The sequence below is a fragment of the Streptococcus vestibularis ATCC 49124 genome (genome assembly GCF_000188295.1).
Lineage (GTDB): Bacteria > Bacillota > Bacilli > Lactobacillales > Streptococcaceae > Streptococcus > Streptococcus vestibularis.
On sequence record NZ_GL831112.1, the window covers coordinates 836,395 to 848,196 of the forward strand.

The window sequence follows — 11,802 nt, forward strand, 5'->3', positions numbered from 1 at the left end:
CTCTACTTCACCAATTTGTGAGAGCCATTCTGCATGTTCTTTTATGAAAAGTTTATGATTTTCATAATTATGTTTTTTTTCTTCAGTTGTGGTCCACCCATTTTTATGTAATTCAATATACTTACGATTTTTATCAATTGTTTCATTTCCAAGTTTTGTAACCATAAAATTTTTATCAACTAATCCTAAATCTATTAGTTTTTTGACTTGATTAAACGGAGATGTAATTCCATAATTTCTTGATAAGTGACTTGGGTAAGATTTAAAATCTTGACCAAATCTTTTTATAACCCATAAAAATATCAAATCGGATATTCTTAGATTTGATCCTGGAATTATTTCATTTGCCCAGGGTAATACATTGTCAAACAGGAAACCGTCCCAATTTTTAATTTCTCTACCAAATATCAAAAATGGTTTTTGTGTAGGTAAAGTAGGAGTAGTCTTTCTAAAAAAATTATCGATAGATTTTATAAAGTTCATTTTTAACCTCACTAATTTCTTTTGTAGATATAGGTAACTTTTGTAAGAAAATTATCAGCAACAATATTTTCTTGTATTTGATAATATTTTGTTCTGAAATTAAAACTTGAGAACACTTGATGACTGTATCACATTTGCACTGAATACATAATTTTAAAACTTTCTGTTTATTACAATAAATTATAACTTTTATATCTCTAACCTGCAATGATTCTGTAATTATTTATAGTTTTTTAGCTCCTAACAATTGATTAAGCTTTAAATAACAATAAGTAAACTGGTTTAATGAGTCTCTTTAAAAGAGGCTTTTTATTGAGTTATAAATAAAAGATGATAGGTAAAGAATATGAAATAATCATTTTTGATGTACCAAATAAACTTTTCTGAGGATATTATATTGTGATAAAAAGGCCTGAGATTTTGAATAACAGGCGATTGGAAGTTTGGTGAAGATATTGTTTTATCTACTTTGGAGATTGAACAAAAGGGTCCAAAACAAATTGCGAATTATGTTTTTATTTCATTCTGGAACCATAATAACTATTGAGATTACCTTTAGATTTTTCCCTTGACTGTGATTATCAGACCAGTTAACTAACGTAAAAGAAATCTATCTATTCAATCAAAAAACCAGGTTTCCCTGGTTATAACTATTAGCGGCTTACACGACGGCGAGCTGCTTTTTTACGATTTTCTTCGATGAAAGCCAATTTTTTTTCTTCTGGTTCGATAATTGTCTTTTTAACTGCGAAAACGGCACCTGCAACAGTAGCAGCAGTTCCGAGAACACCAGTAGCAAGACCTTTAGCAAATGAATGTTTTTAGCCATGAGACTATCCTCCGTATATGTTATAATATGCTTATATTATCTAAAAAAATATCTAGAATAGCAAGTGGAAACATTATGAAAACCAAACTTATTGTAGTGGCTGGCCCCACCGCTGTGGGAAAAACGGCACTTGGAATTGAGTTGGCCCAGCGTTTTAATGGCGAAATTATTTCAGGAGATAGCCAACAGGTTTACCGCCAATTAAATATAGGGACTGCAAAGGCTACTCCTCAAGAACAGGCAGCGGCAGTGCATCATCTGATTGATGTCCGAGATGTCGATGAGTCTTATTCAGCCTATGATTTTGTGAATGAAGCGCAAATTGCCATTACTGATATTGTCAATCGTGGCAAACTTCCTATTATTGTTGGTGGTACAGGTCTCTATTTGCAAAGTATTCTTGAAGGTTATCATCTGGGTGGTCAAGTGGATCAAGAGCAGGTGTTAGCCTATCGCTCTGAGTTAGAGCAACTTTCTGATTTGGAACTTTTTGAGCAGATCGATAGTTTAGGTATAGAGATAAAGGAGATTAATCGTCGTCGTTCCATTAGGGCTCTTGAGTTGCATCGCTTTTCTGATAATCCTGAAAATACAGAGACGACTTTTGATCCTTTTATTATTGGGTTGGATGATGAGCGTTCCTTAATTTATGACCGTATTAATACTCGTGTTGACAAGATGGTTGAACTTGGGCTTTTGGAAGAGGCTAAGTGGCTCTATGATAATTATCCTGAGGTCCAGTCCGCACGTGGAATTGGCTACAAGGAATTATTTCCTTATTTTTCTGGGGAACAAACTTTAGATGAGGCCTTAGAAAAACTCAAGCAAAATACCCGTCGATTTGCTAAACGCCAATTAACCTGGTTCAGAAATCGCATGAGGGTTAAGTTTTATCAGATTTCTAGTCCAGATTATCCTGAAAATGTGATTCAAGATCTTGCTTTATTTTTAAATGAAAGGGAAGGATAGGAGTAGGTGGTTCCTAGTTTTAAATACCTATCTTTGCTATAATAATAACTATGACTAAAGAAGAAAAAAAATCAGCCTATGAAATAATGCTAGCTCAGGCTAAGGCACTTTTTGCCAATGAAGACAATGCTCTGGCCAACTTTTCTAATGCCTCGGCTCTCTTGAATACCACATTGCCAAACTCAGTGTTCACAGGTTTTTATCTATTGGATCATGCTAAAAACGAGTTAATCCTTGGACCATTTCAAGGGAATGTCTCTTGTGTTCGAATTGCCTTAGGTAAGGGTGTTTGTGGCCAATCTGCGGCAGAAAATAGAACCTTGATTGTCCAAGATGTCACTAAACATGCCAACTATATTGCCTGTGATTCTGCTGCTCGAAGTGAGATTGTTGTCCCTATGGTGAAGGATGGTACATTAGTTGGTGTTCTTGATTTGGATTCTCATCAAGTAGGAGACTACGATGACATTGACCAAGACTATCTTGAACAGTTTGTCAAAGTCTTACTTGAAAAAACAAATCTTACTTTTGCAATGTTTGAGGTTAACTAATGTATCAAGCCTTATATCGTAAATACCGTAGTCAGACTTTTGGCGAGATGGTTGGTCAAAAAGTGATTTCAACCACGCTAAGACAGGCGGTAGAGTCAGGGAAAATCAGCCACGCCTATCTCTTTTCTGGCCCACGTGGTACTGGTAAGACCAGTGCAGCAAAAATTTTTGCCAAAGCAATGAATTGTCCTAATCAGGTCGATGGTGAGCCATGTAACCACTGTGATATCTGTCGTGATATTACTAACGGCAGTCTTGAAGATGTTATTGAGATCGATGCGGCTTCCAATAACGGTGTTGATGAGATTCGTGAGATTCGTGATAAGTCAACCTATGCTCCAAGTCGTGCGACTTACAAGGTCTATATTATTGACGAAGTTCACATGCTCTCGACAGGTGCCTTCAATGCTCTTTTGAAGACTTTGGAAGAACCAACTCAAAATGTTGTTTTTATCCTGGCGACCACTGAATTACATAAGATTCCTGCAACCATTCTTTCTCGTGTCCAACGCTTTGAGTTTAAATCGATCAAACAGGGAGCTATTAAGGAGCATTTGGCTTCAATTCTGGAAAAAGAAGGATTAACCTTTGATGATGAGGCTTTGACCATTATTGCTCGTCGTGCGGAAGGTGGTATGCGTGATGCTTTGTCAATCTTAGACCAAGCACTGAGTCTTTCTCCTGACAATCATGTCAGCCAAGCCGTAGCTGAAGAAATCACTGGTTCTATTGGTTTAACAGCCCTAGATAGTTTTGTCGCTAACGTTCGCAATCAAGAGACTACGCAAGCTTTATCAAATCTTGAAACTCTTTTTGACAATGGGAAATCTATGAGCCGTTTTGCGACTGATCTCTTGGAGTATTTCCGTGATCTTTTGATTGTCAAAGCGGGCGGAGAGAACAGTCATCATAGTCTCCTTTTTGAAGAAAACCTTTCTCTGGAGCAAGACCGACTTTTCCAATTGATTGACTTGGTTACAAGTGCCTTGCCAGAAATTAAAACTGGGACACATCCTAAAATCTATGCGGAGATGCTGACTATAAAATTGTCAGAAACCCATAGTCAGATGTCACAAGAAATTCCAGAGAATTTACAAGAAGAGTTAGATAGTCTTCGTCGCGAAGTAGAAGGCCTATGTAAAGCTCTTAAAGAGGGCAAAGTCCAAGGAGATGCATTACCAACTCGAAAAGCCAAACCTGCTTATCAGTACAAGGTGGATCGTGAAAAGATTCTCACTATTATGCGTGAAACCATGGAAAATCCCCAGAAATCACGCCAGTGTCTGGATGCTCTAAAGGCAACTTGGCCTGAAATTTTGGATTCTATTAGCCCACAAAATAGGGCCCTTTTGAATGGATCTGAGCCTGTACTAGCCAATCAGGAAAATGCCATCCTGGCATTTAATGCTGCCTTTAATGCTGAACTGGTCATGAAACGTAGTGATCTCAATGATATGTTTGGTAATATCATGAGTTCAGCTGCCGGTTTCTCGCCTAATATTATGGCTGTTCCAAAATCAGAATTTGAAAAACTCCGTACAGAATTTGCACGAAGTCTAAAATCTAAGGAAGAGTTAGAAAAAGAAGATCGTGAAGAGTATATCCCTCAAGAACTCGAGTTTCTCTCTGATGTTGTCGAAATAGAGGACTAAAAAGGTCCAGTGGACCTTTTTAGGTCCGAGCCAAGAAATGAAAAATCGAGGAGGTCCAGTGGACCTTTTTAGGTCCGAGCCAAGAAATGAAAAAGCGAGGAGGTCCAGTGGACCTCTTTAGGTCTGAGCCCAGAAATGTAGAAGCTAGGGAAAGTTAGTTATCCCGCCTTAGGTATCTTGTGAGTGTGTTTATCTATCTTGAGGTCTAATCTTTCTAACATCTAAAAGAGCCTAGACTGCTTGTCCTAGGCTCTATCTATTGATATAATAATCTTATGATTCAACAAATTTTGTTTATTACGCTTGAAACTATTTTTGAAACGGTTTGTTTTAATTATAGTTTACAGCATGGCTATTACTTTTTTACAGTCTTTTTTGGTTACTTACTCTTACGTCGTCTTTGGACAACCTATGTTGTTTCACGCATTGCGCGTGCAGCCGGTAAGTCTACCAAGAAGTAAGGCTCACTTCACCAGCGCTCAGCCATTTTTCCTGATCGTCGTCAGTGAGAACGAGGAGTTGCCCCTTGTCTCCAATGTCTTTAGCAATACCACTGTAAGCCTTTCCAGCTTGTTTAAAGGTCACTTGTTTGTCTAAAACGAGAGATTTTTCTTTATAGACTTTGACCAGATCGATAGTAGGAATGGTTAAAAAGAGTTTCCAAATTTCTGAAATAAGCTGGTTTCGAGTGATGCTTGGTTTTTCAGAAGTAAAAAGGCTAGTAGCTTTATTGGCTAACTCTTTAGGAAAATCACTGATTGAGAAGTTAAGCCCAACCCCGATAATGACATCTGTGATGCGACCAGATTCGATAGAACTAATGGCTTCGGTAAGGATACCAGCCATTTTTTTGTTGTTGAGGTAGATGTCATTAACCCATTTGATTTCTGTATTGATACCGGTTAGACGCTGAATAGCTTTGACAATAGTAGCTGCCACCATCATCGTATAAGGGGGTAACTCCTCAAAATGACAGTTGGGCTTTAAGTGGATACTCATGTAGATACCACCTTGTGGACTGGCAAAGAAGTGACGTTCAAATCGTCCTTTGGCTGCCTTTTGACTTGATGCCAGATAAAGTGCAGGCGTTGAATTATTCTTTTCCATGCCATGTTTAGCATCTAGTTGGGTAGAATTAGAATCTGGATTAAAGTAGACTGGAATGTTGAGTTGCTTAGAAATATCTTGAGGAAGAAGAATATCTCCCTTTTCTAAATAGTAGCCTTTCTTTCGGACACTTGTAATGTCAATTCCTTGTTCTTGAAGTGTTTGAATTGCCTTCCAAATGGCTGTCCGTGAGACACCAAGGCTTTTAGCCAAGCTCTCTCCCGTTACAAAGTCTGGACTCTTCGATAAGATGTCATAAACGTGTTCATAAGTTTTCATATCCTAAGTATAATACAAAAGATGGTAAAATGCTCACTATAAATTATTGATGAGGCTTGATAATAAATAACTATATGACTAGACTGAAAAAAATGATATAATGGAGGATAGTTATTAAGTCCCGATAAGGCAACAGTCATCCTAGCTTGGCTGTTGGTTCTTTGTAACTTTTTAACGGCGTTTATCTTTACCAGGAGAATAGCGTTTTACCTATTAGGAGACGGTTAAATCCGTGCTGTCTAATACTATTTTTCATATTAAAAGGGGGACATTTTATATGTCAGAACGTAAACTTTTCACGTCTGAATCAGTATCTGAAGGGCATCCAGATAAAATTGCAGACCAAATTTCAGATGCCATTCTCGATGCGATTTTAGCAGAAGATCCAGACGCCCATGTAGCAGCAGAAACAGCTGTTTACACTGGTTCTGTCCATGTTTTTGGTGAGGTTTCTACAACAGCTTATGTGGACATTAACCGTGTGGTTCGTGATACTATCGCTGAAATTGGTTATAACAATGCAGAATACGGCTTTGCAGCAGAATCTGTTGGGGTTCACCCATCATTGATTGAACAATCTCCAGATATTGCTCAAGGTGTCAATGAAGCACTTGAGGTTCGTGGAACTGGTGATCAAGATCCACTTGATCTTATCGGAGCTGGTGACCAAGGTTTGATGTTTGGTTTTGCTATTGACGAAACTCCAGAGTTTATGCCACTTCCAGTTAGTCTTTCACATAAATTGGTTAAAAAATTGGCAGATTTGCGTAAATCTGGTGAGATTTCCTACCTTCGTCCAGATGCTAAATCTCAGGTTACCGTTGAGTATGATGAGAATGACCAACCTGTACGTGTTGATGCTGTTGTTATTTCAACACAACACGATCCTGAAGCGACTAACGACCAAATTCGTCAAGACGTCATTGAAAAAGTCATTAAAGCAGTTATTCCAGCCGAATACTTGGATAATGAGACTAAATTCTTTATCAACCCAACAGGTCGTTTTGTTATTGGAGGACCTCAAGGGGACTCTGGTTTGACTGGTCGTAAGATTATTGTTGATACTTATGGTGGCTATTCACGTCATGGTGGCGGTGCCTTCTCTGGTAAAGATGCCACTAAGGTTGACCGTTCAGCTTCATATGCAGCTCGCTACATTGCCAAAAACATCGTAGCTGCTGGTCTTGCTAAGAAAGCAGAAGTACAACTGGCTTATGCTATCGGTGTTGCTACCCCTGTGTCTGTCCGTGTTGATACTTTCGGAACGGCGACAGTTGCTGAAAGCAAACTTGAATCTGCTGTCCGTAATCTCTTTGACTTGCGCCCAGCTGGTATCATTGCAATGCTTGATCTTAAACGTCCTATCTACCGTCAAACAGCGGCTTATGGTCACATGGGACGTACAGATGTCGATCTTCCATGGGAAAAATTGGACAAGGTTGAAGCACTTAAAGCAGCAGTAGAGGCTTAAGATAATATTATATCTAATTTAATGATTTTAATTAAGGCAGAATTTAATTTTTGAATTCTGTTTTTTGTACCTATTATAAATAATATGAATTTTCTTATTTAAGACTTTACTGAAACGGTTAGATGTTTAAAATGATAGGCTTAAGGACACCAACCATTAATAATTTCTTTATAGATGACTTACTGTCACCTGTTCCAAATCAAACTGCTGAGCTGAAGTCAAGTATCGCTTATTAAAAAATTAGAATTATCACATGAAGCTCAGGATTATATCTCCAATGACACAAGAACCTTCGGTTCATTTTACCATGAAAGATTGTGAGAGAAGAGATGCTGACGAACAAGAAAGGAAATACCTATGTCTATTTTAATTACAGGAGGAGCTGGCTACATTGGTAGTCACACCACTGTCGAACTCCTTAATGCAGGTTTTGATGTAGTCTTGGTTGATGACTTTTCAAATAGCTCTCCAGCAGTCCTTGAACGCTTGGAAAAGATCACAGGTAAGAAGTTCCCATTCTATCAAGGTTCAATTTTAGATACAGAACTTTTAGATAAGGTTTTTACAAATGAAGATATTGAATTGATCATTCACTTTGCTGCCTTCAAGACAGTTGATGAATCTGTTCAAAAACCTTTGAAATATTATAAAAACAATATCAGTGGTACAATCACCCTTCTTGAAAAAATGAAGGAATATGAAGTTAAAAACATCGTCTTCAGTTCAAGTGCCACAGTTTACGGTACCAATAATCCTTCTCCAATGACCGAAGATATGCCCACATCAGCTATTAACCCATACGGTTATACTAAGTTGATGATGGAACAAATTCTTACAGATGTAGCTGCCTCAGATCCGTCATGGTCTGTCACAAATCTTCGTTATTTCAATCCTATCGGTGCTCATGAAAGTGGTTTGATTGGGGAATTGCCAAACGGTATTCCAAACAACCTGATGCCATATATTACACAAGTAGCTATCGGTAAACTGTCTGAGCTTAATGTCTTTGGGGATGACTATCCAACTCCAGATGGTACAGGTGTGCGTGACTACATTCACGTTCTTGATCTGGCCTCAGGTCACTTGGCTGCTGTCAAATATAATTTAAGTCACAAAGGTGCTGAGATTTTCAACTTGGGTACTGGACATGGTTATAGCGTTTTGGATCTTGTTAAGACATTCGAAGCTGAAAACAAGGTTGCCATCCCTTACCATATTCAAGGACGTCGTGCTGGTGATATTGCGACTTGTTATGCGTCTCCTGAAAAGGCTAGAGAGGTTCTCGGCTGGGAAGCTAAGAAAACTTTGAAAGAGATGGTCAGAGATTCTTGGCGTTGGCAAAAAACAAACCCAAATGGTTACGAAGACTATGCTTAGTCTAGGAAATCATACCCTATAGAGAGTAGGACAAGAACTATATTTTAAAAAAAGCCCTAATCTAGTAGTTTCAGAAATAAAGAGAAGAGGAGTGAAAGCAGTCACTTAATGATTATAGGTTTAGAACTGTCTCACCCCTCTTTTTATGCTTTAGACTAGCTTTCTATGGTATAATGAAACTATGGCTATTATTAATCAATTCGTCACTTTGGCGAGTCACCTAGTATTTATTGGATTGAGCTATCATATGCTGATTAGCCTCTTTGATTGGGCAAAAATCATCAAAAATCCGATTGAAAATACTGGTAAATTGAAACTCTTTTTACTCTTTATCAGTATTGCCTTAGGCTACCTTATCAGTTCCTTTATTCTGTCGGTTTTAGCATTTGGACAGAATATGGCTAGCTCGATTTCTTAAATTAGTGATTTTAAAAGACTTTTGATATAATACAAAAAGATGAAAATGACCCTTGAAAGGAATCCTTATGGATAAAATTATTGTGCAGGGTGGCAACACTCGATTAAGTGGTGAGGTTGTCATTGAAGGTGCTAAAAACGCTGTCCTTCCCTTGTTGGCAGCGACTATCTTGGCCTCGGAAGGTCAAACAACCTTAACTAATGTTCCAATCTTGTCAGATGTTTACACGATGAATAATGTTGTTCGTGGTTTAGATATTGCTGTAGACTTTGACGAGGAAAAGAATACCGTTGTCGTTGATGCTAGTGGAGAAATTCTCGATCAAGCACCATATGAGTATGTTAGCAAGATGCGTGCGTCAATCGTAGTTCTTGGACCTATTCTTGCTCGTAATGGTCACGCTAAGGTCTCAATGCCTGGCGGTTGTACGATTGGTAGTCGTCCAATCGACCTCCACCTCAAAGGTTTAGAAGCAATGGGTGCTAAAATTACCCAAGTTGGTGGTGACATTACTGCGACGGCAGAAAACCTTAAAGGTGCAACGATTTATATGGACTTCCCATCTGTTGGTGCCACTCAAAACCTTATGATGGCAGCAACATTGGCTGATGGAGTTACAACCATTGAAAATGCTGCGCGTGAACCAGAAATTGTTGATTTGGCCCTTCTTCTTAACGAGATGGGAGCAGACGTCAAAGGTGCTGGAACTGAAACACTCGTGATTAAAGGTGTTAAAGCTCTCCATGGTACTAAACATGCAGTTGTTCAAGATCGTATTGAAGCAGGTACCTTTATGGTAGCAGCAGCTATGACTTCTGGAGATGTCCTCATCAAAGATGCTATCTGGGAACATAACCGTCCTTTGATTTCAAAATTATTGGAAATGGGTGTCGATGTTAAGGAAGAAGAAGGTGGCATTCGTGTTAAATCTGATGTTTCTCAATTGAAACCAGTAACCGTTAAAACTCTACCTCACCCAGGTTTCCCAACTGACATGCAGGCTCAATTTACAGCACTTATGGCAGTGGTAAATGGGGAATCAACCATGATTGAAACTGTCTTTGAGAATCGTTTCCAACACTTGGAAGAAATGCGTCGTATGGGGCTTCATTCAGAAATTCTTCGTGATACGGCTATGATTCACGGTGGTTTACCACTTCAAGGTGCTCAAGTTATGTCTACTGACCTTCGAGCTTCAGCAGCACTTATTCTTACAGGAATGGTAGCTGAAGGAACAACGACTGTTGGTAAATTGACACACTTGGATCGTGGTTACTATCAATTCCATGAGAAACTAGCTAAACTAGGAGCAAATATTTCACGTGTAAGTGAGGCTTAATATGGAAACTGGTAAAGGCTATGTTTTTCGTCAATTATTACTTGTTTTGAGTGTGTGTGTGATTGGTCTTGCTTTTCTAGCTATCGGTTTGATGATAGGCTATGCTGTTTTAGGAGAGGGCAAGGATCCGATAAGCATCTTAAAACCAGAAACTTGGCAGGCAATTGTTGCTAAATTTACAGGAAAATAAAAGGGAGTGGGAAGCAATCCCGCTCCTTTAGTCATGACATTCATATAAAAGAAAGAGAACAATGGCAAAACGAAAGACATCTTTAACAAATAAACAGAAACGTCAGCTAGTCTCGTTGCTAATAGCAATCTTGATTGCAGTTTTAGGTTACATTGGAACGAGCAGTAAGCTCTCGCCTAATAATCCAATCAAGCAGGTAGCAAGTCTAATCTCGGGAAAATCTAATAACTCTGTCAAATCAAACGGCGCAACAAAAGGGCAGTCTACACCACAAGAGAAGCTCGCTGAGACAGTGATGACTAGCTCCGTCAAGAGTCAACTTGGAAACTCTTTAGAATGGAATGGGGCAGGGGCTTATATTGTTAATGGAAATAAGACTAATCTAAATGCTAAGGTATCAAGCCAACCCTATGCTAATAACCAAGTCAAAACAGTTCAAGGACAAACGGTTCCTACCGTTGCGAATGCTTTGTTAAGTAAAGCGACCAGACAGTACAAAAATCGTCAAGAAACAGGGAATGGCTCAACATCTTGGACACCAGCTGGATGGCATCAAGTTCACAATCTTTCAGGAGAGTATAGCCATGCCGTAGACCGAGGTCATTTATTAGGCTATGCACTTATAGGTGGTCTCAAAGGATTTGATGCCTCGACTTCAAATACAGAAAATATTGCTGTTCAAACTGCTTGGGCTAACCAAGCTAATAGCGAAACTTCCACAGGTCAAAACTATTATGAAAGCCTGGTACGAAAAGCTCAGGATAAAAACAAACGTGTCCGTTACCGTGTTACCCTCATTTATGAAGGAGACAACCTCATTCCATCAGGGTCACATCTTGAAGCCAAATCAGCTGATGGCTCGCTTGAGTTCAATGTCTTTGTTCCAAATGTCCAACAGGGAATTACCCTAGATTATTATTCAGGAAAAGTAACGGTGAATTGACGAAACAAACGACTCCGATTGGAGTCGTTTTTAGTATCCAGAAAAACAAGAAACCCACCCGTGGGTGAGTTTTTTGTTTATTCACTAGCTTGCTCCCATTGTTTAGAGAGGTAGCGAGAGTAGCTAGAAATAGCAAAGTTAACCACGAAATAGGCTAAAGCCACAATACCGTATAAGGTAAAGATTTGACTAGG

The 11,802-nt window shown here is 38.8% G+C and carries 12 protein-coding genes and 2 pseudogenes; 10 read left to right on the forward strand and 4 right to left on the reverse strand.

Annotation, left to right across the window (positions count from 1 at the left end):
- Both HMPREF9425_RS09900 and HMPREF9425_RS09370 read right to left on the reverse strand, forming a co-directional pair.
- A partial coding sequence (locus HMPREF9425_RS09900) for a hypothetical protein (RefSeq protein WP_003097013.1) occupies nt 1-483 on the reverse strand: 483 nt, incomplete at its 3' end.
- 653 nt (nt 484-1,136) lie between these two features.
- Nucleotides 1,137-1,304 (reverse strand): annotated as a pseudogene (locus HMPREF9425_RS09370) (DUF3042 family protein); the annotation flags it as partial.
- A gap of 83 nt (nt 1,305-1,387) precedes the next feature.
- On the opposite strand from HMPREF9425_RS09370, the gene miaA reads away from it, so the two are divergent.
- The 4 genes from miaA (at nt 1,388) to HMPREF9425_RS04155 (ending at nt 4,945) form a co-directional block, all read left to right on the forward strand.
- A complete protein-coding gene (gene miaA, locus HMPREF9425_RS04140) occupies nt 1,388-2,281 on the forward strand; it encodes a tRNA (adenosine(37)-N6)-dimethylallyltransferase MiaA (RefSeq protein ID WP_037621438.1) in 894 nt (297 codons plus the stop codon).
- A 50-nt stretch (nt 2,282-2,331) separates the two neighbouring features.
- Nucleotides 2,332-2,832 carry a GAF domain-containing protein gene (locus HMPREF9425_RS04145; RefSeq protein WP_003097017.1) on the forward strand — a complete coding sequence of 167 codons (501 nt, stop codon included), beginning with the start codon at nt 2,332-2,334 and terminating at the stop codon, nt 2,830-2,832.
- Nucleotides 2,832-4,484, forward strand: coding sequence for a DNA polymerase III subunit gamma/tau (gene dnaX, locus HMPREF9425_RS04150; protein ID WP_003097019.1), 1,653 nt, complete (start codon nt 2,832-2,834; stop codon nt 4,482-4,484). Before HMPREF9425_RS04145 ends, dnaX begins: the two co-directional genes overlap by 1 nt.
- A gap of 275 nt (nt 4,485-4,759) precedes the next feature.
- The gene (locus HMPREF9425_RS04155; RefSeq protein ID WP_003092448.1) at nt 4,760-4,945 is read left to right on the forward strand and encodes a DUF3272 family protein; all 186 of its coding nucleotides are present in this window, start codon (nt 4,760-4,762) and stop codon (nt 4,943-4,945) included.
- Here the strand turns inward: HMPREF9425_RS04155 and birA are convergent.
- Nucleotides 4,932-5,870, reverse strand: coding sequence for a bifunctional biotin--[acetyl-CoA-carboxylase] ligase/biotin operon repressor BirA (gene birA, locus HMPREF9425_RS04160; protein ID WP_003097021.1), 939 nt, complete (start codon nt 5,868-5,870; stop codon nt 4,932-4,934). The two genes, HMPREF9425_RS04155 and birA, sit on opposite strands and share 14 nt — an antisense overlap.
- Before the next feature lie 277 nt (nt 5,871-6,147).
- Between birA and metK the strand changes: the two genes are divergently transcribed.
- From metK to HMPREF9425_RS04190, 6 genes are all read left to right on the forward strand, one after another.
- Nucleotides 6,148-7,341: a methionine adenosyltransferase gene (gene metK, locus HMPREF9425_RS04165; protein ID WP_003092628.1), complete on the forward strand. Its 1,194-nt coding sequence runs from the start codon at nt 6,148-6,150 to the stop codon at nt 7,339-7,341.
- A 357-nt stretch (nt 7,342-7,698) separates the two neighbouring features.
- Nucleotides 7,699-8,718 (forward strand): UDP-glucose 4-epimerase GalE, encoded by a 1,020-nt coding sequence (gene galE / locus HMPREF9425_RS04170; RefSeq protein ID WP_003097024.1) that lies wholly within the window; start codon nt 7,699-7,701, stop codon nt 8,716-8,718.
- A gap of 181 nt (nt 8,719-8,899) precedes the next feature.
- Nucleotides 8,900-9,136, forward strand: coding sequence for a DUF1146 family protein (locus HMPREF9425_RS04175; protein ID WP_003097025.1), 237 nt, complete (start codon nt 8,900-8,902; stop codon nt 9,134-9,136).
- Between the two features lie 67 nt (nt 9,137-9,203).
- Nucleotides 9,204-10,475 carry a UDP-N-acetylglucosamine 1-carboxyvinyltransferase gene (gene murA / locus HMPREF9425_RS04180; protein WP_003097026.1) on the forward strand — a complete coding sequence of 424 codons (1,272 nt, stop codon included), beginning with the start codon at nt 9,204-9,206 and terminating at the stop codon, nt 10,473-10,475.
- 1 nt (nt 10,476) lies between these two features.
- On the forward strand, nt 10,477-10,665 hold the full coding sequence (locus tag HMPREF9425_RS04185) for a DNA-directed RNA polymerase subunit beta (RefSeq protein ID WP_003097027.1): 189 nt from the start codon (nt 10,477-10,479) through the stop codon (nt 10,663-10,665).
- Nucleotides 10,666-10,726: 61 nt separating this feature from the next.
- Complete coding sequence (locus tag HMPREF9425_RS04190) at nt 10,727-11,608, forward strand: DNA/RNA non-specific endonuclease (protein ID WP_003097029.1); 882 nt, start codon at nt 10,727-10,729, stop codon at nt 11,606-11,608.
- Between the two features lie 77 nt (nt 11,609-11,685).
- Here HMPREF9425_RS04190 and HMPREF9425_RS04195 read toward each other — a convergent pair.
- Nucleotides 11,686-11,802 (reverse strand): annotated as a pseudogene (locus HMPREF9425_RS04195) (amino acid ABC transporter permease); the annotation flags it as partial.

Coding starts and splice junctions, on each gene's coding strand:
- birA (WP_003097021.1), bottom strand. CDS start 5,870: ATGAAAACTTATGAACACGTTTATGACATCTTATCGAAGAGTCCAGAC.
- galE (WP_003097024.1), top strand. CDS start 7,699: ATGTCTATTTTAATTACAGGAGGAGCTGGCTACATTGGTAGTCACACC.
- metK (WP_003092628.1), top strand. CDS start 6,148: ATGTCAGAACGTAAACTTTTCACGTCTGAATCAGTATCTGAAGGGCAT.
- HMPREF9425_RS04185 (WP_003097027.1), top strand. CDS start 10,477: ATGGAAACTGGTAAAGGCTATGTTTTTCGTCAATTATTACTTGTTTTG.
- HMPREF9425_RS04175 (WP_003097025.1), top strand. CDS start 8,900: ATGGCTATTATTAATCAATTCGTCACTTTGGCGAGTCACCTAGTATTT.
- HMPREF9425_RS04155 (WP_003092448.1), top strand. CDS start 4,760: ATGATTCAACAAATTTTGTTTATTACGCTTGAAACTATTTTTGAAACG.
- HMPREF9425_RS04145 (WP_003097017.1), top strand. CDS start 2,332: ATGACTAAAGAAGAAAAAAAATCAGCCTATGAAATAATGCTAGCTCAG.
- murA (WP_003097026.1), top strand. CDS start 9,204: ATGGATAAAATTATTGTGCAGGGTGGCAACACTCGATTAAGTGGTGAG.
- miaA (WP_037621438.1), top strand. CDS start 1,388: ATGAAAACCAAACTTATTGTAGTGGCTGGCCCCACCGCTGTGGGAAAA.
- HMPREF9425_RS04190 (WP_003097029.1), top strand. CDS start 10,727: ATGGCAAAACGAAAGACATCTTTAACAAATAAACAGAAACGTCAGCTA.
- dnaX (WP_003097019.1), top strand. CDS start 2,832: ATGTATCAAGCCTTATATCGTAAATACCGTAGTCAGACTTTTGGCGAG.